Genomic DNA, 23036 nt, shown 5'->3' on the forward strand with positions numbered 1-23036 from the left:
CCTTTACCCTTCCTGTGCCGCCAGCGGCAGCGCAAACGCAAACACCGTGCCGTACGGCTCCCGGCGGCGCGCGCTCAGCTTCCCGCAGTGGCGCTCGATGATGCTGGCGCTGATGGTCAGCCCCATCCCCATCCCCTGCGCTTTGGTGGAGTAGAACGAGTCAAAAATCTGCTCCAGCCGCTCGGGCTCAATGCCGCTCCCGGTATCGGCGATCTCGACGATCACTTTCCCGTCCGCGTTGGCGGTGCTGAGGGTAATGGTGCTGGCGCGATCCTTGACCTCGGCCATCGCCTCTACCGCATTCATCACCAGATTCAACAGCACCTGCTGGATCTGCACACTATCGCCGGTGATGAAGCTGTCCTGCGCCCTTAACAGATAATCAACGCTAATGTGTCGCTGCTCCAGCTCGCTGCGCGAAAGCGTGATGATATGGTGGATCAGGTAGTGCATGTCGATGCGCGAGAAGGTGGGATCCTGCTTACGCGTCAGAGACTGGATGCTGCGAATGATCTCCCCCGCCCGCGCGCCTTCCGCGGCGATCTCCTCCAGCCCTTCGCGGACTTTATCCAGCCGGGCGGGCTCGCGGTTGAGCCAGCGCAGGCTCGCCCCGGCGTTCGAGACGATCGACATCAGCGGCTGGTTGATCTCGTGGGCGATGGAGGAGGTCAGCTGCCCGACGGTGGTGGCCCGGGACACTCGCGCCAGATCCGCCTGCGCGACCCGCATGGCATCCTCCGCGGCGCGCTGGCTGGTGATGTCGGTGATGATGCCGTAATACTCGTTCACCTCGCTGCCCACGCCCACCGGATCGCCAATCCCGAGGATGTAGCGGGTTGAGCCGTCGGTACGCTTAACGCGAAACTCCGCGCGCATGGAGAGCCCGTCGCGCACGCTCCGGGTGACGATGGCGCTGATGCGGGCGTAATCGTCCTCATGAACGAAGGTCAAAAACTCCGCCATGGAGATCATCTTTTGCTGCTCGGGCAGGCCGAGAATGCGGGCGTACTCTTCCGAGACAAACATCAGATCCTGCTCCAGCTCCCAGCGCCAGCTGCCGGTGTGGCTGATCTGCTCGCCCAGCATCAGCGAGGTCTGGCTGGATCGCAGCTCTTTCTCCACCCGTCGGCGCTGGATGTTCTCCGCCAGCAGCTCGGCGTACAGCCGCGCCGTCTCCAGGGATACCGCGGCCTGCGCGCCCAGCAGGCTCACCACGCGCGAGTGCTCGGCGGTAAAGACCTCCGGCATCAGGCGATTTTCCAGGTACAGCACGCCCACCAGCCGCGCCTGTTTGAACATCGGGACACACATGACCGCCGCCCCCGAGGTCACCAGATAGGGGTCCTGACTAAAAGGATGGAACTCCTCCGGCCTGCCGGTGCGGATCTCCTGCCCGGTGCGGATCACCGCTGCCAGCACCGACAGCGGCAGGTCGGTCGCCGTCGGCACGTCTTTCAGGATCCGCACCCGCACGCCCTCGGTGCTGGTCCAGGCGCTGGCCTCGATCTCCGGGATGAGGCTCTCGCTCACGCGCAGCAGCAGGCCGCGCTGCGCCCCGGCGCGTTCGAGCAGGATGGTCATCAGGTTTTCGATTAAGCGCTCAAGGTTAATCTCTTCCGAGAGCGCGCGGGAGGCTTTGATGACGCTTTGCAGATCGCGGATGGTCTCGTTCTGGGCGAAGGCCACCGTGTCGTAGGCGCTGGCCTGCCCGGAGGCCAGCAGGTGCGGGAAATCCTGCTCCAGCTGGCGCACCTTGGCCTGCGCGCCCGCGCGTCCCCAGGCGGCAATCGAGCCGCGGAAGTGCGCGTCCGAGGCGGTCGGGTAGCCGCAGGCCAGCGCAAAGCGCCCCGCCAGCTCGTGGGCCAGGGCGTTGATCGGATTAAACCCGCCCTCGCGGGAGAGCCGGACCGCCTTCTCATACTGCTCGAGCGCAATGCTGTTCATCCCGTCCAGACGCACGATTTCGGCGTAGATCAGCGCCTCTTTATCCGCAAACGTGCCGGGATTAATGCGCGCCCAGAGGGCGATTTTGTCGTAGTGGACGTGAATGCTGCGGCGGTGATTCGCCGAGAAGGTCTCCGGCGTCAGCTGACGCGACAGCGCCAGAGCGCTGTAAAGATGGTAGTCCAGCAGATGGATGTGCCCCGGCGCAGACCACGCGTACCAGCCCGCCATCTCGAGATCCGCCTGCGCGTCGGCATATTCCCCGCAGGTAAAGTGCGCCATGCCGCGATACAGCCAGTACCAGAACAGCATGGTGGCGTTCTTCTCCGGCGCCTGCTCCGGCGACGCGGGAAGCAGCGCCTCCGGCAATACCTGCGACGCGGTCCAGGTGCCGATGACCGGCGTGCGCAGGAACTCAACGTAGCCGCGCTGAACCATCAAAATGGTTTCCACGTCCTGGAAGTGGGTTTTACGCACGAACGCCAGGCCGCGATCGATGCTGGTCAACACTCCGTCCAGGTGGTCGCCCCGCGAGAGGAAGTTAATCACCTGATGGCAGGCCGCAAAGCAGGCCATCGTCATATCACCGTGGGTCACCGCCGAGGTGAAGCAGGCCTTCGCGCACTCGATGGTAAACGATAAAGGCTGGGTCCAGACGCTGAGCTGGTCGAGCGGCAGCAGGGTTTTGGCTTCGAAGGCATCGTAGCCGTGGCGATTGACCAGCTCGCGGGCCAGGGTGCCGTACTGGAACCCGAGGCGGTACTCGGCGTAGCGGTGGCCCATCAGCACGCCAAACCAGGCCATCGCCGTGGTGGAGGCGCCGGTAATGCCGTGGTCGAGAGTCAGGTGCATCATGCGGCAGAGCAGCAAAAAGTGCAGGCGCGGGCAGATGAAGCTGGCGCAAATGCTGGCGCTGTAGAGCAGGTTCATCACCGCTTCGGTTTCCGGGTTATCCATCCGCGACAGCTGGGCAAACAGGTTTTGCGGCGCGTCGGCCGTGCGGTTGCAAAACAGCGCCCAGGCCTCGTCGCAGTCGGCATCTTCCGGATGGCGGCTAATCTGGATCCCGAAAATCCCCAGCCAGCAGAGCGCCGCCTCCAGCGCCAGACGGCTGTCCGACTGGCGAATATACACCTCCACCAGCAGGTTGGCCGCCAGCGCCTTTTCGGTCAGCCCGCCGGGGCAGCCGAGAATGGCGTCACACAGCTCGCGGGTGCGCTCCAGATGCCCCAGCGCAAACTCGCAGCCCGCCTCTTCGATATCGAGCATAAAGTCTGACACCGTCCCGGCGTTGCCCAGCGCTCTGGCGGTCTGAATATAGCCGAGCGCCGAAAGGTAATCTCCCGAACGCTTCGCGCGTCGCGCGGCCAGCAGGCTCAGTTCGCGGAACATCTGGCGCTGCGGTGCGGGCTGGATGCTGTCCAGCGCGGCCGTGACGTGGTGAACGGCGCGGAACAGCAGCTCGTTCCCCGCCGCCTGACGCGCGGCGTCGGCCAGCAGGCTGGCGGTCGTCAGGTGAATATGGCTTTTCTCATGGCGATCCAGCAGCGCAAAGGCCGCCTCCTGCACCCGGTCGTGGGTGAAGGCATACTTTTTTTCCGTCAGCACGATGAGCTGGGCCATCACCGCCGGGTGCAGCGCATAGCGCATTTCCGCCATCGACAGGCCAACCACGCGGCAGATCATCTCCATCTCGCCCGTGCCGCCGAGGCAGGCGATGCTGCCCAGCAGGCGGCGCGTCTCGTCGGGCAGCTCTTCGAGCTGCTCCAGCACCAGAGTGACGACGTTTTCGGTGTAATGCCTGGCGCGGATCGCCTGCAGATCGTAGTGCCACTTGTCCTGATATTTGTTGTGCACCACCAGGCCGTCATCGACGATGCGGCGGAAAAACTCGTGCACAAAGAGCGGGTTGCCGCCCGTCTTCTCGTGGATCAGCGTGGCGAGGTCGGTCGCCGCGCTGCGGGTGCGAAATACCGTCGCCAGCCAGCGCGCCACCGCTTTCACGGAAAGCGCCTGCGGGACAATCTCGCTCGCGTTTTGCGCCGCCTCCGGCAGGCCTGCCAGCAGCGCCTGCAGGGCGGCGTCGGACACGGAACTGATATCCCGGTGGGCCGCGACCACCAGCAGCGGAACAGCGCCGCAGTTCATCAGCAGATATTTGAGCGTATGCAGGCTGGCGGCGTCGCTCCACTGGAGATCGTCGAGCACCAGTACCAGCGGGCAACCCTGCGAGGCAAAGGTTTTTACCAGCGCCAGCACCATATGGCTGAAGCGCGCCCGGGCATCAATGGAAAACGTATCCGCCGAGAAGCGCGGCTTGCTCTCCAGCAGCAGGCCCAGCTCGGGCACCAGGCTGACGGCCAGCGCTTCGTATCCCTCCAGGGCGCGCGAGAGGCGGATTTTCCACTTCGCCACGTCCTCTGCGGGCAGCCCCAGCAGGTGCAGCGTCAGGGTGCGGAACGCGGAGCTTAATACGCCGTAAGGCAGCGACGGTGAAAACTGGTCGACTTTGCCCACCGCCAGCAGCACCGTACGCTGCTGCAGCGCTTTGAGCGCCGTCGCGATGATCGACGATTTGCCGATCCCCGACGGCCCGCCGATCGTTACCAGCTCCGGCACCAGGTTCTGCCCCACCCGCTCAAACGCGGCAATGACGTCGTTCGCCTGCGGATGCGTCGCAAACAGGGAGTCCGCAAGATGGATCGCCGGGGTGCGGTCCTGCTGGCCGGGGGTAAAGGCGACAATCTCGCCCTCGCAGGTCAGCGTCGCCTGGCAGCGGCGGAGGTCGGCAATCAGCCCGTCGACCGTCTGGTAGCGGTGATCGGGGTGCTTTTCCAGCAGCTTGAGGATGATGGTCGACAGCATTTCCGGCACGTCCGGGCGGATCGCGTCCGGGGCCAGCGGCGCCGAGGCAATATGGTAGTGCGCCCAGTGGGTCTGATCGTCCTCCCCCAGTTCAAACGGCAGGCGCCCGGTCAGGAGTTCATACAGCACCATGCCGAGGCTGTAGAGATCGCTGCGGCCGTCGACGGGGCGCTGGGTGCGGGTGGTGTGCTCCGGCGACATATACGCGGGCGTACCGCCTGAAACGGCAAGCCGGGTCTGGGTGATGGCATCGGAAAGGCTGCTGGAAAGGCCAAAGCTGCCCAGACGGCAGGTGGCATCGTGCTGAACAAAAATACTGCCGGGTTTGATATCGCCGTGGATCAGGTTTTGCAGATGCATCTGGCGCAGGGGAACGCAGATCTGGATCGCCATTTCGATAAAGCGCGCGATGCCCGAGATCGCCCTGCCCGCGCGCCGCGCCAGCAGCTCAAACGCAAACGGGGCATACACCAGCGCGAAGCGCCCCCGGTACTGGGTGGAAGCAACGGCGCGGATGGCCCAACTGTCCTGCAGCACGTCGCGCAGCGCAAACTCGTTTTTCAGCAGCCGGGTGGCCCGCTCTTCCTCTTCGTCGCTCACCGCGGTGGCGATAATGAACGAGCCGCCGGAATGAGGATGCCGCGCGTGCATCCAGGCGATACCGCCCTCCTGCGCCAGCACGGTAAAAATCACATCCTCTTTAAGGACAAAAACCCGCCCCTGGTGAAGATTCCCCTGGGCGGGCCAGAATGCAGGCTGCTCGTGTTCGTTCATCCGCGATCCTTATTGTCGGCGGGCCAGCTCCCGCTGAAGATGATCCAGCAGAATATCGATGTTAATGGGCTTACGCAAAAATGCAGCGGCGCCCAGACCGAGAGCGTACCGCTGCATATTTTCGTCAGCATGACCGGAGATAAAGATCACGGGCGGCGGCGGTACGGCCAGTAGCCGCAGCTTGTCAAACAGCTCCAGACCGCTCATGCCCCGCAGCTTGATATCGGCGATCACCAGCGCCGCGCCGGACAGTGCGAGAGGATGGCTCAGAAACACCTCTGCCGAATCAAACGTATCGGTCGAATAGCCTTCCGACTCCAGGAGATTACTCAGCCCGCTGCGGACGGAACGTTCGTCATCAATGATGGCAATGCGCCACGGCAGCGTCATGCTGTCTTTCCTCTGGTAAATCATTAAACGTCGCGATCGTCCTTCGCGGGCGCAGGGGGCGCCGTGCCGCTGATTTTCGGCACGCATTCGTGACGAAACCAGGCGAGGGTAAGCGGTTCGCGACTCAGTAAACGCCGTCCCACCGGGATGAGCTGTTCGCCCACCAGCATGCCAAACAGGCCGAGCAGGGCGACAACCGGCGGCGCCGGGGAATGGACGTCGAGCAGAGCGTAAATTACCCCAGCAACCACGCCGCACACCAGCGAAATTATCCATGCTTTCATGAGGACGCTCCCGTCTGCGAGTTGGCCTGCGGAGCGGTCACCTGAGGCGGCGGCGCGCCGTCGCGGGATAACAGATGCCGCGTCGCCTGTTCACCCGCCAGCATCCCCAGCAGGCCAATCAGCGCCAGTGCGGGCGGCGCGGGGGAGCGCACCTTCAGCACGGCATACATCAGGCCAATCAAGACGCCTGCGGCAAGGGATATCAGCCCAATACTCATTGTGAACTCCAGAGAAAAAGGCAGCGGCGAGCCGGATGAGGGACCAGCCCGCCAGCGGGGCTTAGCGAGCCGGAACCGGCGCTAAGGTGCGGTGCTCGCTCTTCTGGCGAGACGGCGCTTTGTGCACCATGGTGTAGGCGTAATCCACGCCCATGCCGTACGCGCCGGAGTGCTCGCGCACGATATCCATCACTGCGGTGTAGGTCTCTTTACGCGCCCAGTCGCGCTGCCACTCCAGCATCACCTGCTGCCAGGTCACCGGGATCACGCCAGCCTGAATCATGCGCTGCATCGCGAAGTCGTGGGCTTCTTTGGAGGTGCCGCCGGACGCGTCCGCCACCATATAAATTTCGTAGTCGCCTTCCAGCATCGCGCACAGGGCGAAGCTGTTGTTGCACACTTCGGTCCACAGGCCGGCAACCACCACCTTCTTCTTGCCGTTGGCCTTCAGCGCGTCGCGCACTTTCTGGTCATCCCAGGAGTTCATGGAAGTACGCTCCAGAATGTCCTGGCCCGGGAACACGTCCAGCAGCTCCGGGTAGGTATTGCCGGAGAAGCTTTCGGTCTCAACGGTGGTGATGATGGTCGGGATGTTGAACACTTTGGCCGCTTTCGCCAGCGCCACGGTGTTGTTTTTCAGCACCTGGCGGTCAATAGACTGCACGCCAAACGCCATCTGTGGCTGGTGATCGATAAAGATGATCTGACAGTTCGCAGGGGTTAACACTTCGAGCTTTGAAGAGGTCATAGCATTTTCCAGTGGTTAAGGGTGAAATCGCCGCGAGCGCCGCGACGATAAAATCACCCTCATCCTGCGGTTTTCCGTCCCTGCGCGTAATTATCTCTTCGTATAGTTAACCTTAGGTATAGTTATACTTTGGTATACCTATCCTATTGTATAACTGGATCTTTGCCGAAACCGGTTCCCATAATCCTGACCATTCCCCTCTCAGTCAGGAGCAGTTATGGTTACCCTCGGTAAAGCCGATCTCATTCTGGTTAACGGCCAGTTTCACACCGTCGATCGCGAGAACCCTGTCGCGGAAGCCGTTGCCGTGCGCGACGGAAAATTTCTGGAAGTGGGTACCGTCGCCGAGGTGATGCAACACCACTGCGACGGCACCAAAGTGGTCGACTTAAAAGGCCACACCGCCATCCCCGGCCTGAACGACTCGCACCTGCACCTGATCCGCGGCGGGCTAAACTACAACCTCGAGCTGCGCTGGGAAGGCGTGCCGTCCCTGGCCGACGCCCTGCGGATGCTGAAAGAGCAGGCCCTGCGCACGCCGTCGCCCCAGTGGGTGCGCGTGGTGGGCGGCTGGACCGAGTTCCAGTTTGCTGAGCGCCGCATGCCGACCCTCGACGAAATTAACGACGCCGCGCCGGACACCCCGGTCTTCATCCTGCATCTGTACGACCGCGCCCTGCTCAACCGCGCCGCGCTGAAGGTAGTCGGCTACACCAAAGACACGCCAAACCCGCCGGGCGGCGAGATCCAGCGCGACGCCAACGGCAACCCGACCGGGATGCTGATTGCCCGTCCGAACGCCATGATCCTCTACGCCACGCTGGCGAAAGGGCCGAAGCTGCCGCTGGAGCAGCAGGTCAACTCTACCCGCCAGTTCATGCGCGAGCTGAACCGCCTGGGGCTGACCAGCGCCATCGACGCGGGTGGCGGCTTCCAGAACTACCCAGAAGATTACGAGGTGATTGCCGAGCTGCACGAGAAAAAGCAGATGACCATCCGCATCGCCTATAACCTGTTTACCCAGCGTCCGGGCCACGAGCTGGAAGACTTTGAAAAATGGACCGACATGCTCACGCCGGGCCAGGGCAGCGACTTCTTCCGCCACAACGGCGCGGGCGAGATGCTCGTCTTCTCCGCCGCCGATTTTGAAGACTTCCTCGAGCCGCGCCCTGACCTCGCGCCGGGCATGGAGGATGAGCTGGAGCGCGTGGTGCGCCATCTGGTGGAGCACCGCTGGCCGTTCCGCCTGCACGCCACCTATAACGAATCCATCAGCCGTATGCTGGACGTGTTCGAGAAGGTGAACCGCGACATTCCGTTCAACGGCCTGCACTGGTTCTTCGACCATGCGGAAACCGTCACCCAGGCCAACATCGACCGCATCAAAGAACTGGGCGGTGGCATTGCCGTCCAGCACCGCATGGCCTTCCAGGGCGAATACTTCGCCGAGCGTTACGGCATCGAAGCCACCCGCCATACGCCGCCGGTGGCGAAAATGCTCGAGACCGGCGTGCCGGTGGGCTTAGGGACGGACGCCACCCGCGTGGCGAGCTACAACCCGTGGACCGCGCTCTACTGGCTGGTCTCTGGCCGTACCGTCGGCGGGATGCAGATGTACGACCACAGCGCCCGTCTGGATCGCGATACCGCCCTGATGCTCTGGACCCAGGGCAGCGCGTGGTTCTCCAGCGAGCAGAACCAGAAGGGGCAGATCAAGGTCGGCCAGCTTGCCGATCTGGCCGTGCTGAGCAAAGACTACTTCCGCGTGCCGGAAGAGGAGATCAAGGGCATCGAGTCCGTCCTGACGGTGGTGAACGGCGACATCGTCTACGCCGCAGGCAGCTTTGGCCCGCTTTCCCCGCCTGCCATTCCGGTCCTGCCCGAGTGGTCACCGGTGGTCAAGGTGCCGGGCCACTACCGCAGCGCACCGCCGCAGGCCGCCCGCGTCGGCATGAGCCCTATCCACCACTGCAGCGGCCCGTGCGGGGTTCACAGCCACCAGCATGATTTCGCCCGCACGTCAGAGATGCCGGTGTCCGACGATAACGCTTTCTGGGGGGCGCTGGGCTGCAGCTGCTTTGCATTCTGATGAAAAATACCACTATGCCGCCCCGGATCGACCTGGGGCTGTTCTTCCTGCGCCTGACCGGCAGCCTGCTGCTGCTTTACGTGCACGGCCTGCCGAAGGTGCTGCACTTCAGCGAAGAGCTGACGCGCATTGAAGATCCGTTCGGCTTCGGGCCCTGGGCGAGCCTGATCCCGGCGATTGTCGCCGAGGTGATTTGCCCGCTGTTTATCATTGCGGGGGTTTACACCCGCCTGGCGTGCCTGCCGATTATCGCCGTGCTGCTGGTGGCGATGCTGGCGGTCCACCCGAACTGGTCGATTGCCGAAGGGCAGTTTGGCTGGCTGCTGCTGATTGTCTTCACCACCCTTGCCCTCACCGGGCCGGGCCAGTGGCGGCTGCAGCGTAAGGCAACGGAGAGGTTTGCATGACCCAGGTTAACGACGTTCGCGACGCACACGTCGAGACGACGCCCGCACCGACGGTTTCGCCCTGGCAGCCGCTGAGCCAGCCGGTGTTCCGCATGCTGTGGATCGCCACGGTGGTCTCTAACGTCGGCTCATGGATGAGCGACGTCGGCATCAACTGGAGCATGCTGACCCTGAGCGCCGACCCGCTGGACATCGCGCTGGTACAGGCGGCAAGCAGCCTGCCGATGTTCCTCTTCGCCCTGCCGTCCGGGGTGATGGCGGACATCGTCGACCGACGTAAATACCTGCTCTTCTCCCAGCTGTGGGTGTTCATCGCTGCCGCCGGGCTGACGGTGCTCTCCTTCACCGGACACGTTACCCCCACCGTTCTGCTGGTGGCGACGTTTCTGCTGAGCGTGGGGGCGGCGATGAGCTCGCCGCCGTTTCAGGCCGTGGTGCCCGATCTGGTGAGCAAGCCAGAGCTGGGTGCCGCCGTGGCGCTGAACTCGCTCGGGGTGAACATCAGCCGGGCGATTGGCCCCGCGCTGGGCGGCTTTTTGCTGTCGCTCGCCGGGCCGTGGATGGTGTTTGCCCTGAACACGCTGTCCGTGGTCGGCGTGGCGTGGGTGCTGTGGCGCTGGCGTCCGGCACCGTCCATTCAGCGTCTGCCGCCGGAGCACTTCTTCTCGGCGGTGCGCTCCGGGATTCGCTACGTACACGCCGCGCCGGTACTGCGCAACGTGCTGGTCCGTACGGTGGCCTTTTTTGTCTTCGCCAGCGCGGGCTGGGCACTGCTGCCGCTGGTGGCACGCCGCGAGCTGGGCTTAGGCCCGGCGGGCTACGGCGTAATGCTGGCGTGCATTGGTCTGGGGGCAATTGCCGGGGCTATTTTGCTGCCGCGCCTGCGCCAGCGGCTGAACGCCGACCGCCTGATGGTGGCCGCCAGCCTGACCTTTGCTCTCACTATGCTGGCGCTGGCGTTCGTGCGTCACGTCTGGTTGCTCAACCTGTTTGAATTCTTCACCGGCTTCGCGTGGATTGCGGTGCTCTCCACCCTCAACCTCGGCGCGCAGCGCAGCGCCGCCCGCTGGGTAAAGGCCCGCGCGCTGGCGGTCTACCTGACGGTGTTCTTCGGCTCGATGACCACGGGCAGCGCCATCTGGGGGCAGATCGCTTCCCGGTTCGGCACCCCGACCTCGCTGGTGGTCGCCACGCTGGGGATGGTGCTGGCAAGCGCGACGGTGTTCCGCTGGAAGCTGGGGAAAGATCCGGACCTGAACCTCGACCTGAGCGGCCAGCCGCTGGACGGCGTGGAGATTGACCTGCCGAACGAGCGCGGCCCGGTGCTGGTGTCGCACGAGTACATCATCGACCCGCAGAACGCGAAGGCCTTCCTGGAGGCGGTCCACGAGCTGCGCCGGGTGCGCCGCCGCGCCGGGGCGATGAGCTGGGCGGTATACGAAGATATTGAGCGCCCCGGTCTGTTTATCGAGACCTTCCTGATGGGCTCGTGGATTGAACATCTGCGCCAGCAGGAGCGCCACACCATGAATGACCTCCTGCTGCAGAGCCGCGTTCTGGCTTTTCATCAGGGCACAACATCACCGGCAATTCGCTACCTGGTCGCGCCGGTATAACCATAACCATCACCTGCACAGGAACACACTATGGCAACGTTTAAGGCAAAAGACGGCACGCAGATTTACTACAAAGATTGCGGCGCGGGCAAACCGGTTCTCTTCAGCCACGGCTGGCCGCTGGACGGCGACATGTGGGACAGCCAGTTGAATTACCTGGCCGAGCGCGGCTTCCGCGCCATCGCCTTTGACCGTCGCGGCTTTGGCCGCTCGGATCAACCGTGGAACGGCTACGACTACGACACTTTTGCGTCCGACATCAACGACCTGATCACCCCCCTGGATCTGCAGGACGTGACGCTGGTGGGCTTCTCCATGGGCGGCGGCGACGTGACCCGCTACATCAACAACTACGGCAGCGCGCGCGTGGCCGGTCTGGCGCTGCTGGGCGCGGTAACGCCGATCTTCGGCAAATCCGACTCCTTCCCGCAGGGCGTGGATCAGAGCGTGTTCGACGGCATTCGCGACGGGCTGCGTAAAGATCGCGCCCAGTTCATCAGCGACTTCGCCACCCCGTTCTACGGCATCAACGCCGGGCAGACCGTCTCTGCCGGTGCCCTGACCCAGACGCTGAACATCGCCCTGCTGGCGTCGCTAAAAGGCACCATCGACTGCGTGACCGCATTCGGTGAAACCGACTTCCGCCCGGATATGGCGAAAATCGACGTGCCGACGCTGGTGATCCACGGCAGCAACGACCAGATCGTGCCGTTTGAAAGCACCGGCAAGCTGGCGGCAGAGATGATCAAAAACGCCACGCTGAAGGTGTACGACAACGCGCCGCACGGCTTTGCGCTGACCCACCAGGACCAGCTCAACGAAGACCTGCTGGCGTTTGTGAAGTCGCTGTAATTTTCTGTAGGCCGGGTAAGGCGCAGCCGCCACCCGGCGCTTTCGCAGACGCGTTGCGCTCCGCCAGCAGCCGACAAATCTCCGCATGCTTCTCCTCGGTAAAGGTAAAGCGCGACATAAACACGATGCGGATCAGCGACCCAATCGCCGGCAGCAGGCAAATCCCGAAGAACAGCCCCGACAGCACGCCTTCGCTCTGAATTTGCGCCTGCGGCACGTAGCCGATCATCGTCAGGAACACGCCGATTAACCCGCCGCCCACCGCCACCGACATCTTGCCGGTAAAGGTCTGCCCGGAGAAGGTGATCGCCGCGCAGCGCTTGTGGGTGTGGTACTCCGCGTACTCGATGGTGTCGGCAATCATCGACGAGGTGAGGATGTTAGTCATCATCACGAACAGCGTGCTCAGGCCGAGCAGAATAAACAGCATCGTCACCTGCTGATACCCGACAAACCACATCACCACGCGCACCGCCACGTCCAGCCCGCAGAGGATCATAAACAGCTTCCGCTTCTGCATCCGGCGCGTCAGCATCGGGGCGACCAGGCACAGCACCGCCGCCACGATCCCCATCACGCCAATCGCCATCTGCAGGCTGCCGTCGCCCAGGTTGTTGATAAAGAAGTAGATATAGAGACCGCCCGCCACGTTGTGGAACACGCAGAAGAAGAACGACAGCAGGACGATAAACAGCGGCTTGTTCTGGCGCAGGTTGTGGAAGGTGTCGCGGATGGTCACCTTCTCCGGGCTCGGCGGCACGCGCTCTTTGATCTGCATAAAGCCGTTGAGCATCAGCGGCAGGCCCACCAGCATCATCACCAGCGCCGCCATAAAGTAGCCTTTATCGTTGCTGTACTGGGCGAAGAACGCCGCCAGCTTCGGGAAGAAGATGTTGGCGCAGGCAATCCCCGCGTTCACCCCGAGCATCGCCGCCGTCACCGCGCGGGTGCGCTGGGCGGAGTCGTTGGTCATCACCGACGACATCGACCAGAACGGGATATCGGAGATGGCGTACAGCGTCCCCCACAGGATGTAGGTCACCCCGGCGTAGAGGATTTTGGTGGTCATGTCCGCTTCGATTTTATAGAACGACAGCAGCGTGACGCCGGTGATCAGCAGCGGGGCGATCAGCAAAAAGTGGCGAAACTTGCCGAACCGGCTGTTAATGGTGTCCATAATGCTGGCAAACAGCGGATCGTGAACCGCGTCCCACGCGCGGGCAATCAGGAAGATGGTGCTCGCCGCCAGCGCCGAAATCCCCAGCACGTCGGTGTAAAAATAGTTAATAAACGAACCCACTAAACCAAAGCTAAAACACTGACCTAATCCATAACCAAAATAAGACCACAGCTCGCGAGACGGTATTTTCATTGTCGTTGCCATTGATATATGCCTGCCTGGTTGCCCGGNCCGGGTCGATATTATTAGCCCTGCACCTTCGGGGCGATCTTGCGCAGCTGCTGCATCAGGGCGATTTCACGGCGCGAGAACGGAATGCCGTTCTCCTCGAACACGTCGTGGAACCACAGGCGGCAGTAGTCCGTGGACTCCTTCATCACCACCGGCCACGGCAGCCACGTCTGGGTTTTGCCGCGCACCAGCCCCCACTGGTACGGCGCGACCTTCGCCGCGTACATCAGCGGGAGCTGCTCTTCAATGGTGCTGCCCACGTGGCGCGCCAGCCATTCGGTGCAGAACAGCGGGCGACCGAGCTGTTGCAGCTGCTGGATAATCGCCGTCATGCGCCCCGTGTGGGTGTAGGCGTGGAAGCTCACCACGTCCGAGAGCGCCAGCGCGGTCTGGTCCAGCGGATGCTGAAAGAACGTCTCGCCCTCCTCTTCCGGCGGCAGACGCCACGCGCAGACGGTGAGCGGCTGGGTCGGGTCTTCTTCACGCACCCACTGGAACGCGAGCTTCATAAGCTTATGGGCGCAGGTCTCCAGCTTCGCGTCGTACTGCACCTCCTGCGTGCCCGTCGCGAAAATGCCGCGGTTGCCCGGCTCGTTGTAGAGATCCCACAGCAGAACGCGCTTATCGTCGCGGAACTGGCGGACAACGTCACGGATATAGCGTTCAATGTTTGCCCAGCAGTCGGGATCGCACACCTTGTCGCGCCCCGGGCTGGCCGCCGCCTGGCTGTTGTGCTTGCCCGGTACCGGCGGCTTTTGCGGGCCGAGGTACGGCTCGTCGCCGGAGAAACCACAGTCGTCCATCAGGGTCAGCATGGTGCTGAAGCCGCGGCCGTCGGCAATCGCCAAAAAGCGGTCGATGCGCGCCATCAGCCCGTCGCGGTCGTGCTCCCAGACGATAAACGGCAGGTTGATGCGCAGGGTGTTATAGCCCGCGTCCGCCGCCCAGCCCAGCTCGCGCTCGATGGTGGCGGCATCGAAGGTCTCTGCCTGCCAGATATCGGTCCAGTTCACCGCCGTCGACGGCAGATAGTTAAACCCGCACAGCCAGCCCTTCTGCTGATACCACGCCTGTGCCTGCTCCCTGCTCCATTGCTCTTTCATTACGCGTCCTCTTACTGATAATATTTAGCTAATAAATATTAGTTGCGGGATAAATGCGCAAATCGCGGCGTTTAGAAAAGCGACGGCTCTCACAAAGTTCACGCTTCGATGAATGAGAAACGTGATCGACGGCGCTAAAGCGTGCGGTTAGGGTATGATGCGAAGTCGCGAAAGGGAGAGGACGGATGAAGCGAAAAACGAAGGTAACGATGAACGATATTGCGCGGGCGGCGGGCGTGTCGCAGGCGACGGTATCGCTGGTGCTTAACCAGTCCCGCAACATCAAGCTCAGCGACGACACCCGGCAGCGGGTGATTGGCGTTGCCACTGAGCTCGGCTACGACCGCCTCCCCGCCGTTCACGCCCCGCGCAACCAGGAAGAGATCGCCCTGCTGGTCAGCTCCATGCAGAGCTTCGACCCGTTTATCGACGCCATCAGCCAGGCGCGGGAAGCGGCGTGGCGCAACGAGACCCTGCTCACCGTCTACGACTACGGCGACGACATTGAGCTGGCGCTGAACATCATCCGCCAGCTGGAGAAGCGCAACTGCATCGGGATTATTCTCGCCTCTCCGGTCACCACGCTGGTGGACATGACGGCATTCCAGGACTGCACCCGCATCCCGCTGGTGCTGCTCAACCAGCGCGACCCCGGCTCGCCGCTGCTGCCGTCGTTTATCCCGGACGACTACGCTAACGCCTTCCAGGTGACTAAACACCTCATCGCCTGCGGGGCCACGCGCATCGCCCACATCACCGGGGAGAGCTGGATGGAGGCCTCCCGCCAGCGTCTGGCGGGCTACCAGGCGGCATTACAGCAGGCCGGACTCGCGTGCGACGACGGCCTGGTGCGCCAGACCAACTGGCAGTTCAGCGAGTCTTTTACCGCGACGACCTCTCTGCTGGAACTGGCCGAGCGCCCGGACGCCATCTTCTGCGCCAGCGACTGGCTGGCGATTGGCTGCTATCAGGCGCTGGCGGTGAACGGCGTGCGCATCCCGCAGGACATGCTGCTGGCGGGCTACGACGACCAGAAGATTTCCGAGCAGCTCACCCCGCCGCTGACCAGTATCCAGCTGCCCTACAGCGAGCTGGGACGGCTGGCGGTGGAGTACCTGTGCAATCAGGAAGATGCCGCCACGCACGTGACGCTGGCGGGCAGGCTGAAGGTGCGCGCCTCAAGCCTCGTCTGAGGTAAACACCATGCCCGCATAGGGCTTCTCGCGACACGCCGCCAGCCGCGCGGCGAGACTGCCCACATGCAGCTCCAGCTTGTGACCGTCCGGGTCGAGAAAATAGAACGACGCCCCCTCGCTTTTGTTCTGCTTCCAGACGGTGACGCCCGCCTGCTCCAGCTTGTTCGAGAACGGTTCAAAATCCGCTTCCGCCACGGTAAACGCGTAGTGGGTGTAGTCGCTCTCCTGCGGCGGCACGTACTGGCGCGCCTCGTCGTACGACAGGCAGACCCACAGATCGCCGCAGGTGAGATAGGCCCCGGTATTCCAGCGGGCGTGCAGCGTTAGCCCCAGCAGCTCGTGCCAGAAGGTGACGCTTTTTTGCAGGTCGCTGACCGCAAGGGTCAGATGATTGAGTGATTGCAGCATGACGTGCCCTTTTGTTTTTCGCACCGGACGTGATACGGTAAAAGCATGAACATAAACCACGCCGTGCTCACCGTAAACCGCTGGTGGCTGCCTTCTTAAAGGCGGCACGGAGTAGTTTTCCTCATTTTCAGATAGCCGCCGAAAGGCGGCTTTCACATTTCTAAGACCCCTTTCGGCATTACCACGTTAAGGAGTCTTTATGAACGCACTAACCATCCTCACCGGCGACCGCCCAACCGGCCCGCTGCACCTCGGCCACTTCGTCGGATCGCTGCGCCAGCGCGTGGCGCTGCAGCAGACGCACAGCCAGTTTGTGCTGATTGCCGACCTGCAGGGGCTGACCGACAACGGCAGCAACCCGCAGAAGATCCGCGACAACATCCCCGAAGTGCTGGCCGACTACCTCGCCGCCGGCATCGACCCGAACCTGACCACGATCTGCCTGCAGTCCGCCCTGCCCGCCCTCGCCGAGCTGACGATGCTGTATATGAACATCGTCACCGTCGCCCGCGTGGAGCGTAACCCGACGGTGAAGAACGAGATTGCGCAGAAGGGCTTTGCCCGCTCGCTGCCGGTCGGGTTTATGGCCTATCCCATCAGCCAGGCGGCGGACATCACCGCGTTCAAGGCCGAGTGCGTGCCCGTCGGCGACGACCAGCTGCCGATGATTGAGCAGACCAACGAGATTGTGCACAAGATGAACAGCCTGCTGCCCGCCCCGGTGCTGCGCCACTGCAAGGCGATGCTGAGCGACACCAGCCGCCTGCCCGGCATCGACGGCAGCGCCAAGATGTCGAAATCGCTGGGCAACGCGCTGCACCTCTCGGCCAGCGAAGAGACCATTCATCGCGCAGTGAGCGCGATGTACACCGACCCGAATCACCTGAAGGTGAGCGACCCGGGGCAGATTGAGGGGAACGTGGTGTTTACGTATCTCGACGCGTTTCACCCGGATAAGGAGAAAGTGGCGGCGATGAAGGCGCACTATCAGGCAGGCGGGCTGGGTGACCGGGTTTGTAAGAACGAACTGGAAGCGTGCCTGCAGGAGCTGATTGCGCCAATGCGGGAGCGGAGGGCGATGTATATGCGTGACAGGGGCGAGTTGATGGCGATGCTGAAGCGCGGGACGGAACGGGCGCAGGGGGTGACGCAGGAGACGTTGAGGGAGGTGAAGGTGGGGCTGGGGGTGCCGGTGTTTTGATTACGTGAGTTGATTGAGGTTGGGCGGTGGAGTGCGTGGGATTGGCATGATGCCGCTAACTCGATTATTACGGAAATCAGCGAGGCGCAATAAATTCTGAAATGCATTATTAGCCAATGTCGTTTGTCATTCTGTAGAGAGCGCTATATTCATAGACTCTTTATTTTTCAACCGTCTCGGCAAAAGCTATGAGCAAGTTTATTATTTACATGCTGAATATATTATTTTGTGGTTATGTACTGGCTACATGCCTCATTTCTTTGGTTAGTTTTGATAACTGGGAGGACCGTACAATCGCAATAACAATCATATTAGGAAGTGCACAACTTATTGCGACATTACTTAATCGGGTGTTGCCTCATAAGTTACATATTTTAGGGGGGATAGCTGAACTGATAGAAGGTCCGCTATTAGTGATTGGCGCAATTGTGTGTCTGGATGTGTTTGAACCCTGGCCGATAAAGATTATTGGGATGTTTACGTGGATTGTTTTGATTTTCTTTGTACCTTCAATAATAAGTCCCAAGCGTTAACTCAGTCTATTAATCAATGTCTACGTCATTTCTTCACCCACGGAATCCAACATAATGTACCCTACTCTTTCGCAGGTCATTGAGGTTGTACGTCAGTCCTCGGGACATCATCGCAAGCGCATTGATGAGAACACCCTAATCGAAGCCGACCTCGATATATGCGGCATGGATGGCGATGCCCTGATTGAAGACTGCGAGGCAGCGTTTGGCGTTACGCTCGTCACTGAAGAAGATGGTTATGAGAAAACTTTTTCTCTCGCTGAAAACGAGTTTCTCTTTAGTACCGAGGGCATAGATTACTTTGGTATCTGCCGCTTGATTCGCAGGATACGAGGCATTCCCGAACCTGTGATACGCGATTTAACCGTTGGCGAACTCCATGCTGTATTGGTTAAGGCTGTGAAAGAGCAGATAAAGCACGAGTGATTTTTTCTTACTACGGGCATGGGATAACATGCCCGTTACCTATCACTTTGGTCAGTTCAATGTCACCCGTAGCGGTATTAAAGTACAGATAGAAAAAATCTGCGTTTAACCGTTCGGGTTTCGACCAGACCTCCTTCACTTCCAGGCTACGCTTTTCCTTCACATACCCTAACATTTCGAGATAAGCGCGCAACGGCGCAGCACTGGTAGCGCCTTTAAAAACGATACTGTTTGAAGGTTCGTAACCATCGCCCGAATGCGCCTCAAAATAATAGTCGTCCGTTACTTTTGGGGCGTTTTCAATCTCCCTGTCTGTCAGCAGGTGGGAGTGGAAAAAATCGTTTTCCGTGTAAACCGTCGTCTCATCAGAATCAGATGCCACAAGCCATACAAACAACCATCCGAGGATAAAAACGGTGGCAACCGTGAGCGCTGACCACTTCAGGGCGTTTAAAAGGATTGTCATAGAAAATGCCTATGAAATGTCTTATCCCTGCCTCAGATTGCATATCTTCCGAATGGCGAACATCAGTAGCGCGGTAACGACGACCATCATCCCACCCAACACCCACAGGAATGATGGGTCTGCTTCACCATCAGCAAACCCCAGACCGGTGCGATTTAAAAAATCGTTGCTGGTTTGAGACAAGTAATCGAGCAAGCCTCCCAGAGGAAACAGGACGATAAAGAAGGAAGCAATGAGGCATGCCAGACCAATAAGGATATTATTTTTTAACTTTGCATGAAGCATAATCAGCCCTTCCTGTCACATCAATACGTCCATATGCCATCAACCCTTTACCACCAGGAACACGAATCTTCTTACGTGCAAGCAAAGATTGTCTGACCAGTTGAAAATCAGGGATATTATAGAACGTTATGCATCCCCACGACTCTCCCTCACCATTCGGCCTCAATGGATGAAGTCGAAATGAGCCTCTGTCGACCCCATTCACAAATACGTTATCAGCCATGGTCGAAGCATTAAACAAGCCGAACCATTCAGAATGATTGGTACCGTTCTTGAAGTCTTTTACAAACCGCTCAACCCGATTAGCAATACTGCCTTCCGGTGCATCAACGATCCAGTACGTACCCACTGGTAACGCAGCATTCCTGATAAAGGCGCACTCAGCAATATTGGTTACAGGTTCAATCCCTGAAAAAACGGGAAACGTCCCAACGCCATAAACGTGTAGTTTCAGCCTTCTTCCATCTACGGAGACATCGTTGTAATCCATCCTACAAATCTGCATAGCAATCCTCCCTGTTGCTTTGCGGAGAATGTTACAACCGATTTATTGGGTGCACCAGCGTAGACAGATAATTAATTTAAAAAAGAAAAAAATACGGACATGTATATTCACATCCGTATTAACTTATCCTTTTACAGGATTAATGAAGGGAGACTTTAGATATTATTCTTATTCTGCCAGACCAGTTCCGCGCTTCACCATAGGTATATCTCCCGTATCATTCAACGCCCCAGGAAACGTTTTTAACCACTGTGCTATTTTCTGTTTATTTATATTCACCACACTCATACCTTCCAGGCATCCCCATAATTCTCTTGTATGTTGTGGCGTAATCACAATGCAGTCTTTCATGGCGCGGATTTTCACCGGCATGCCGTCGATAAAGCCCGCACGGGTTAACCACTCGCCGCCCAGAAGAAGGTATTTCATATCTATGCGGGAATAGAGTTCGCAGCAGGCTGCACTGTCCTGCGGCGTTTCGGCGCGGGGATGGACGGGCGCCGCGTTGAGCTGGTTGCCGTGAAGTCGGCGGGCGCTGTTTTTGCGTACCAGCTCGCGGTTTTCAATCATGCCGGTGAAAGAGTCTGATTCTGTTTTGCAAACAGTAAACTCTGGCTTAAAATTCGTCGCAGCCATATACAACTCCTATCAAGTTGGTTGTGGTTAGCGGTATGGGGGTGTTGCAGCACCTTCATATCGCGAATTCCTCGTTAAATATTCTTTGATACTTCCTTCGCCGTTCGGCGTAATTTCTGGTGCTTATTATACAGGGCTGAATATAAATACAGCGGTTTGGTGCGGGGTAAATTTGAAATTTGCGAGGGGGATTCAGGAAATAGTGTTGTGTGCAGTAAGCTCATGTTTTTGTTGATTGTGGGTTGATTGGTCTGGGTTTTGCGAGCATCATCGCAATTATTTACCTTCTTCCGTAACGCGATGGCTTCCAGCAAAACTCTCGAACAGGCAATTGCCGACATCACCATCTGGCGCAAAGGCGAACAGCGTGCGCCGCATAAGCCATTATTGCTTCTTTACGTGCTGGCGAACTATCAGCAGGGGCATGCGCGACTGTTTGATTACGGAACAGAGGTCCACGAGCAGTTGCTTAGCCTGCTAGAACGCTTTGGCCCACAGAGGAAGGCGCATTACCCAAATATGCCCTTCTGGCGGCTCAAAGGGGATGGATTTTGGGATCTGAAGAATACTGAGTTCTGTTCGACCAATGGCAGTAAGCAACCGCCCGTTAAAGAACTTGTGGAACATAACGTCGCAGGCGGGTTTGATGAAGAACACTTTGCGCTGCTGAGTAAGAACAAAAACCTGGTCGGCTCGCTTGCGCAGCAGATTCTTGAAGCGCATTTTCCGGAAAGCATTCAGGAAGAGATCGCGGATGAGATGGGTTTTGATATTAAGCAGATCCGTAAGGTTCGCGATCCGCTGTTCCGCCAGCAGGTGTTGCGTGCGTATAACTATGAATGTGCCATCTGCGGATTCAACATGCGACATGATAACGCCTCCGTTGGACTCGAAGCCGCGCATATAAAATGGAAGCAGTTTGGCGGGCCGTGTGAGATCCCGAACGGGCTGGCGCTGTGTGCGATTCATCATAAGGCGTTTGATAAGGGATCGATTGGGCTAGATGAGAGTATGCGGGTGCTGGTGTCCGAGGCAGTAAATGGGAGCGGGATTGTTGGGCGGTTGTTCTGGGATTTTGCAGGAAAGCAAATTGCGCTGCCGGTGGTGAAAGGGAACTATCCAAAGGAGGGATATGTGGAGTGGCATCGTAGGGAGGTGTTTAGAGGATGAGTGCGAAGGCCGGACTCGCCTTTTCGTTTAATTTCTTGAAAATTAATGGATTGTGAGGTTTTAATTAGGGGATTTGCCCCCAGAATGGGACATAAAATTGAATACTGCTTGGAAGATCAAAAAGTTGCGTGATTTTTCACGTAAAATTTTTGCCGAGTCGCTGGCCCCCTTCGCCGGTTCCCGGCAGCAGTCTTCGCAGGCGTTGCAAAATTTACAGCGCCAACTGGGATTAATCGCCGGTGGTGAGGCTGGAAGACGGGCTGCAACGGCAGCGGGTCTCCGGACCAGCGCAGATACTCTTCTTCGCAGGGTGGTCAATACTCCGGAGACGAAACTGCCTGGCACGCCTCATGTCGGTATCGATGAGTGGGCATGGCATCGAGGCCATCGTGACGGCACGTTAATAGTCAATCTTGATACTCACCGTCCCCTCGTCCTGCTCCCTGGCCGCGATCAGCGTACGCTGGCTGCCTGGTTCAGAAAATATCCAGAAATACAGGTTGTCTCACGCGATCTCGGTGGTATCTATGCTACAGCGGCATGTGAAGGTGCTCCTCAGGCCAGACAGGTGGCAGATCGCTGGCTCCAGTCAGGTACATTCCCTGCAATGTCGACCCGGCCTCCGAAACCTGGCCTTCTGGATCCCTGGCGTGAGTGGCTGGAAGAACGGCGCGAAAGTGGCGATCATAATGCCAGCCAGATCTGGCGAGAAATGGCTTCACGGGTAGCGGTTGCCAAATGGCATAACGATGGGGCTGCCCTAGTTAGTGCGCCAGCCTGTCTTCCGTCAGCTTGACGCGTGAGCCGTTGGTTTGTTGCCCTGGCGAATAATAAGGGGCGAAGAAAATTATGCCTCCCGCTTCATCGGGCTAATGTGTGAAAAAGAGCCGCAGCTGAAAATAGCACAGCAACTGGCGTTGGACTTCTATCGGATCCTGAAAACCAAAAACAAGCCACTGCTAAGTAGGTGGTTCACTCATGTCAGCGAAAGCGGCTCTGTTGAGCTTCAGCGCGTTGCTGCCGGGATGGAAGCTGATGCAGCAGCAATATGTGAAGCCATTATCAGCAGATGGAGTAACGGTGTAGTTGAAGGGCATGTAAATCACCTGAAAATGCTGAAGCGGCAGAGATGTACGGGCGTGCCGGGTTCGAGTTACTGAAGCAACGGGTGATGAGTCCTCTGGCTTGAAAGGCTCCACCCAAGTTGCGGAAGACCCACTTTCGCACCGTTAGTAACAGCGTACAGCCCGGACAGAAAAGGCGTCCATCCACAGCCCCATCTGGCCAGCTTCCGAGGTATACTGTGGGCGGATGCGTATGGAGTAGACCGTGCGTGATTCAGTTCGCCAGACTGCAGCGTTTTCCATGAATATAGCTCCATCTGGTTTAGAAAGAGTTCCAATCTAACGATATTGGGACCAGAATCACAGGCGGCAGTGGCTTTACGCTTACAATAACTATTACTATTCTATCCTGACAATTTTAAGCCTCGTTTGTTACGATGTAACC

Annotated in this window: 22 protein-coding genes and 1 pseudogene; 10 read left to right on the plus strand and 13 right to left on the minus strand. The window is 59.4% G+C overall.

Annotated features, from left to right (window positions below):
• Window positions 1-3: 3 nt before the first annotated feature.
• The 5 genes from ACTJJA_RS10925 to ACTJJA_RS10945 form a co-directional block, all read right to left on the minus strand.
• The gene (locus ACTJJA_RS10925; RefSeq protein ID WP_440667931.1) at window positions 4-5583 is read right to left on the minus strand and encodes a trifunctional serine/threonine-protein kinase/ATP-binding protein/sensor histidine kinase; all 5580 of its coding nucleotides are present in this window, start codon (window positions 5581-5583) and stop codon (window positions 4-6) included.
• Window positions 5584-5592: 9 nt separating this feature from the next.
• Window positions 5593-5973, minus strand: a complete 381-nt coding sequence (locus ACTJJA_RS10930; protein ID WP_120159629.1) for a response regulator transcription factor — start codon at window positions 5971-5973, stop codon at window positions 5593-5595.
• 23 nt (window positions 5974-5996) lie between these two features.
• Window positions 5997-6257 (minus strand): XapX domain-containing protein, encoded by a 261-nt coding sequence (locus ACTJJA_RS10935; protein WP_010427264.1) that lies wholly within the window; start codon window positions 6255-6257, stop codon window positions 5997-5999.
• A complete protein-coding gene (locus ACTJJA_RS10940) occupies window positions 6254-6475 on the minus strand; it encodes a DUF1427 family protein (RefSeq protein ID WP_440667934.1) in 222 nt (73 codons plus the stop codon). The genes ACTJJA_RS10935 and ACTJJA_RS10940 overlap by 4 nt, the downstream gene beginning before the upstream one ends.
• Window positions 6476-6536: 61 nt before the next feature.
• Window positions 6537-7223 carry a hydrolase gene (locus ACTJJA_RS10945; protein WP_023331928.1) on the minus strand — a complete coding sequence of 229 codons (687 nt, stop codon included), beginning with the start codon at window positions 7221-7223 and terminating at the stop codon, window positions 6537-6539.
• Between the two features lie 217 nt (window positions 7224-7440).
• Between ACTJJA_RS10945 and ACTJJA_RS10950 the strand changes: the two genes are divergently transcribed.
• Genes ACTJJA_RS10950 through ACTJJA_RS10965 form a run of 4 tightly spaced genes read left to right on the plus strand, consistent with a single transcriptional unit; the run spans window position 7441 to window position 12187 of the window.
• Window positions 7441-9312 (plus strand): amidohydrolase, encoded by a 1872-nt coding sequence (locus ACTJJA_RS10950; RefSeq protein ID WP_042717361.1) that lies wholly within the window; start codon window positions 7441-7443, stop codon window positions 9310-9312.
• Window positions 9312-9719, plus strand: coding sequence for a DoxX family protein (locus ACTJJA_RS10955; RefSeq protein WP_440667937.1), 408 nt, complete (start codon window positions 9312-9314; stop codon window positions 9717-9719). The genes ACTJJA_RS10950 and ACTJJA_RS10955 overlap by 1 nt, the downstream gene beginning before the upstream one ends.
• Window positions 9716-11335 carry an MFS transporter gene (locus ACTJJA_RS10960; RefSeq protein WP_440667939.1) on the plus strand — a complete coding sequence of 540 codons (1620 nt, stop codon included), beginning with the start codon at window positions 9716-9718 and terminating at the stop codon, window positions 11333-11335. Before ACTJJA_RS10955 ends, ACTJJA_RS10960 begins: the two co-directional genes overlap by 4 nt.
• Before the next feature lie 30 nt (window positions 11336-11365).
• The gene (locus tag ACTJJA_RS10965) at window positions 11366-12187 is read left to right on the plus strand and encodes an alpha/beta fold hydrolase (RefSeq protein WP_440667940.1); all 822 of its coding nucleotides are present in this window, start codon (window positions 11366-11368) and stop codon (window positions 12185-12187) included.
• On the opposite strand, the gene ACTJJA_RS10970 is transcribed toward ACTJJA_RS10965, so the two are convergent.
• Window positions 12150-13571 (minus strand): MFS transporter, encoded by a 1422-nt coding sequence (locus ACTJJA_RS10970; protein ID WP_440667942.1) that lies wholly within the window; start codon window positions 13569-13571, stop codon window positions 12150-12152. The two genes, ACTJJA_RS10965 and ACTJJA_RS10970, sit on opposite strands and share 38 nt — an antisense overlap.
• 41 nt (window positions 13572-13612) lie before the next feature.
• Window positions 13613-14701, minus strand: a complete 1089-nt coding sequence (locus ACTJJA_RS10975) for a cellulase family glycosylhydrolase (RefSeq protein ID WP_440667944.1) — start codon at window positions 14699-14701, stop codon at window positions 13613-13615.
• 185 nt (window positions 14702-14886) lie between these two features.
• On the opposite strand from ACTJJA_RS10975, the gene ACTJJA_RS10980 reads away from it, so the two are divergent.
• The gene (locus ACTJJA_RS10980) at window positions 14887-15894 is read left to right on the plus strand and encodes a LacI family DNA-binding transcriptional regulator (protein ID WP_010427279.1); all 1008 of its coding nucleotides are present in this window, start codon (window positions 14887-14889) and stop codon (window positions 15892-15894) included.
• Here the strand turns inward: ACTJJA_RS10980 and fosA are convergent.
• Window positions 15880-16305 carry a FosA/FosA2 family fosfomycin resistance glutathione transferase gene (fosA, locus tag ACTJJA_RS10985; RefSeq protein WP_032660973.1) on the minus strand — a complete coding sequence of 142 codons (426 nt, stop codon included), beginning with the start codon at window positions 16303-16305 and terminating at the stop codon, window positions 15880-15882. The two genes, ACTJJA_RS10980 and fosA, sit on opposite strands and share 15 nt — an antisense overlap.
• A 199-nt stretch (window positions 16306-16504) precedes the next feature.
• Between fosA and trpS the strand changes: the two genes are divergently transcribed.
• From trpS to ACTJJA_RS11000, 3 genes are all read left to right on the plus strand, one after another.
• Window positions 16505-17506, plus strand: a complete 1002-nt coding sequence (gene trpS, locus ACTJJA_RS10990) for a tryptophan--tRNA ligase (protein WP_440667946.1) — start codon at window positions 16505-16507, stop codon at window positions 17504-17506.
• 188 nt (window positions 17507-17694) lie between these two features.
• Window positions 17695-18039, plus strand: coding sequence for a hypothetical protein (locus ACTJJA_RS10995; protein WP_048957625.1), 345 nt, complete (start codon window positions 17695-17697; stop codon window positions 18037-18039).
• A gap of 54 nt (window positions 18040-18093) precedes the next feature.
• The gene (locus ACTJJA_RS11000; RefSeq protein ID WP_440667948.1) at window positions 18094-18465 is read left to right on the plus strand and encodes a hypothetical protein; all 372 of its coding nucleotides are present in this window, start codon (window positions 18094-18096) and stop codon (window positions 18463-18465) included.
• Between the two features lie 10 nt (window positions 18466-18475).
• Here ACTJJA_RS11000 and ACTJJA_RS11005 read toward each other — a convergent pair whose 3' ends face one another.
• The 4 genes from ACTJJA_RS11005 to ACTJJA_RS11020 all read right to left on the minus strand — a co-directional run bounded on the left by ACTJJA_RS11005 (window position 18476) and on the right by ACTJJA_RS11020 (window position 20357).
• Entirely contained in the window at window positions 18476-18931 is a 456-nt protein-coding gene (locus ACTJJA_RS11005) for a hypothetical protein (protein ID WP_440667950.1), read from the minus strand.
• Window positions 18932-18952: 21 nt separating this feature from the next.
• Entirely contained in the window at window positions 18953-19216 is a 264-nt protein-coding gene (locus ACTJJA_RS11010; RefSeq protein ID WP_096927824.1) for a hypothetical protein, read from the minus strand.
• Complete coding sequence (locus ACTJJA_RS11015) at window positions 19191-19721, minus strand: DUF2778 domain-containing protein (RefSeq protein WP_440667952.1); 531 nt, start codon at window positions 19719-19721, stop codon at window positions 19191-19193. The genes ACTJJA_RS11010 and ACTJJA_RS11015 overlap by 26 nt, the downstream gene beginning before the upstream one ends.
• 168 nt (window positions 19722-19889) lie before the next feature.
• Complete coding sequence (locus tag ACTJJA_RS11020) at window positions 19890-20357, minus strand: SymE family type I addiction module toxin (protein WP_440668260.1); 468 nt, start codon at window positions 20355-20357, stop codon at window positions 19890-19892.
• 300 nt (window positions 20358-20657) lie between these two features.
• Between ACTJJA_RS11020 and ACTJJA_RS11025 the strand changes: the two genes are divergently transcribed.
• Window positions 20658-21527, plus strand: coding sequence for a phosphorothioated DNA-binding restriction endonuclease (locus ACTJJA_RS11025; protein WP_440668262.1), 870 nt, complete (start codon window positions 20658-20660; stop codon window positions 21525-21527).
• A 100-nt stretch (window positions 21528-21627) separates the two neighbouring features.
• Window positions 21628-22716 (plus strand): annotated as a pseudogene (locus ACTJJA_RS11030) (ISL3 family transposase); the annotation flags it as partial.
• A gap of 40 nt (window positions 22717-22756) precedes the next feature.
• On the opposite strand, the gene ACTJJA_RS11035 reads toward ACTJJA_RS11030, so the two are convergent.
• On the minus strand, window positions 22757-22894 hold the full coding sequence (locus ACTJJA_RS11035) for a hypothetical protein (protein WP_402741017.1): 138 nt from the start codon (window positions 22892-22894) through the stop codon (window positions 22757-22759).
• Window positions 22895-23036: the final 142 nt, after the last annotated feature.

It is taken from the genome of Enterobacter sp. 22452 (genome assembly GCF_052045065.1).
Taxonomy (GTDB): Bacteria; Pseudomonadota; Gammaproteobacteria; order Enterobacterales; family Enterobacteriaceae; genus Enterobacter; species Enterobacter mori.

What these genes read in the sequence shown, in the direction of transcription:
- ACTJJA_RS10925 (WP_440667931.1), bottom strand. Translation starts at nt 5,583, where the DNA reads ATGAACGAACACGAGCAGCCTGCATTCTGGCCCGCCCAGGGGAATCTT.
- ACTJJA_RS10930 (WP_120159629.1), bottom strand. Translation starts at nt 5,973, where the DNA reads ATGACGCTGCCGTGGCGCATTGCCATCATTGATGACGAACGTTCCGTC.
- ACTJJA_RS10935 (WP_010427264.1), bottom strand. Translation starts at nt 6,257, where the DNA reads ATGAAAGCATGGATAATTTCGCTGGTGTGCGGCGTGGTTGCTGGGGTA.
- ACTJJA_RS10940 (WP_440667934.1), bottom strand. Translation starts at nt 6,475, where the DNA reads ATGAGTATTGGGCTGATATCCCTTGCCGCAGGCGTCTTGATTGGCCTG.
- ACTJJA_RS10945 (WP_023331928.1), bottom strand. Translation starts at nt 7,223, where the DNA reads ATGACCTCTTCAAAGCTCGAAGTGTTAACCCCTGCGAACTGTCAGATC.
- ACTJJA_RS10950 (WP_042717361.1), top strand. Translation starts at nt 7,441, where the DNA reads ATGGTTACCCTCGGTAAAGCCGATCTCATTCTGGTTAACGGCCAGTTT.
- ACTJJA_RS10955 (WP_440667937.1), top strand. Translation starts at nt 9,312, where the DNA reads ATGAAAAATACCACTATGCCGCCCCGGATCGACCTGGGGCTGTTCTTC.
- ACTJJA_RS10960 (WP_440667939.1), top strand. Translation starts at nt 9,716, where the DNA reads ATGACCCAGGTTAACGACGTTCGCGACGCACACGTCGAGACGACGCCC.
- ACTJJA_RS10965 (WP_440667940.1), top strand. Translation starts at nt 11,366, where the DNA reads ATGGCAACGTTTAAGGCAAAAGACGGCACGCAGATTTACTACAAAGAT.
- ACTJJA_RS10970 (WP_440667942.1), bottom strand. Translation starts at nt 13,571, where the DNA reads ATGGCAACGACAATGAAAATACCGTCTCGCGAGCTGTGGTCTTATTTT.
- ACTJJA_RS10975 (WP_440667944.1), bottom strand. Translation starts at nt 14,701, where the DNA reads ATGAAAGAGCAATGGAGCAGGGAGCAGGCACAGGCGTGGTATCAGCAG.
- ACTJJA_RS10980 (WP_010427279.1), top strand. Translation starts at nt 14,887, where the DNA reads ATGAAGCGAAAAACGAAGGTAACGATGAACGATATTGCGCGGGCGGCG.
- fosA (WP_032660973.1), bottom strand. Translation starts at nt 16,305, where the DNA reads ATGCTGCAATCACTCAATCATCTGACCCTTGCGGTCAGCGACCTGCAA.
- trpS (WP_440667946.1), top strand. Translation starts at nt 16,505, where the DNA reads ATGAACGCACTAACCATCCTCACCGGCGACCGCCCAACCGGCCCGCTG.
- ACTJJA_RS10995 (WP_048957625.1), top strand. Translation starts at nt 17,695, where the DNA reads ATGAGCAAGTTTATTATTTACATGCTGAATATATTATTTTGTGGTTAT.
- ACTJJA_RS11000 (WP_440667948.1), top strand. Translation starts at nt 18,094, where the DNA reads ATGTACCCTACTCTTTCGCAGGTCATTGAGGTTGTACGTCAGTCCTCG.
- ACTJJA_RS11005 (WP_440667950.1), bottom strand. Translation starts at nt 18,931, where the DNA reads ATGACAATCCTTTTAAACGCCCTGAAGTGGTCAGCGCTCACGGTTGCC.
- ACTJJA_RS11010 (WP_096927824.1), bottom strand. Translation starts at nt 19,216, where the DNA reads ATGCTTCATGCAAAGTTAAAAAATAATATCCTTATTGGTCTGGCATGC.
- ACTJJA_RS11015 (WP_440667952.1), bottom strand. Translation starts at nt 19,721, where the DNA reads ATGCAGATTTGTAGGATGGATTACAACGATGTCTCCGTAGATGGAAGA.
- ACTJJA_RS11020 (WP_440668260.1), bottom strand. Translation starts at nt 20,357, where the DNA reads ATGGCTGCGACGAATTTTAAGCCAGAGTTTACTGTTTGCAAAACAGAA.
- ACTJJA_RS11025 (WP_440668262.1), top strand. Translation starts at nt 20,658, where the DNA reads ATGGCTTCCAGCAAAACTCTCGAACAGGCAATTGCCGACATCACCATC.
- ACTJJA_RS11035 (WP_402741017.1), bottom strand. Translation starts at nt 22,894, where the DNA reads ATGGAAAACGCTGCAGTCTGGCGAACTGAATCACGCACGGTCTACTCC.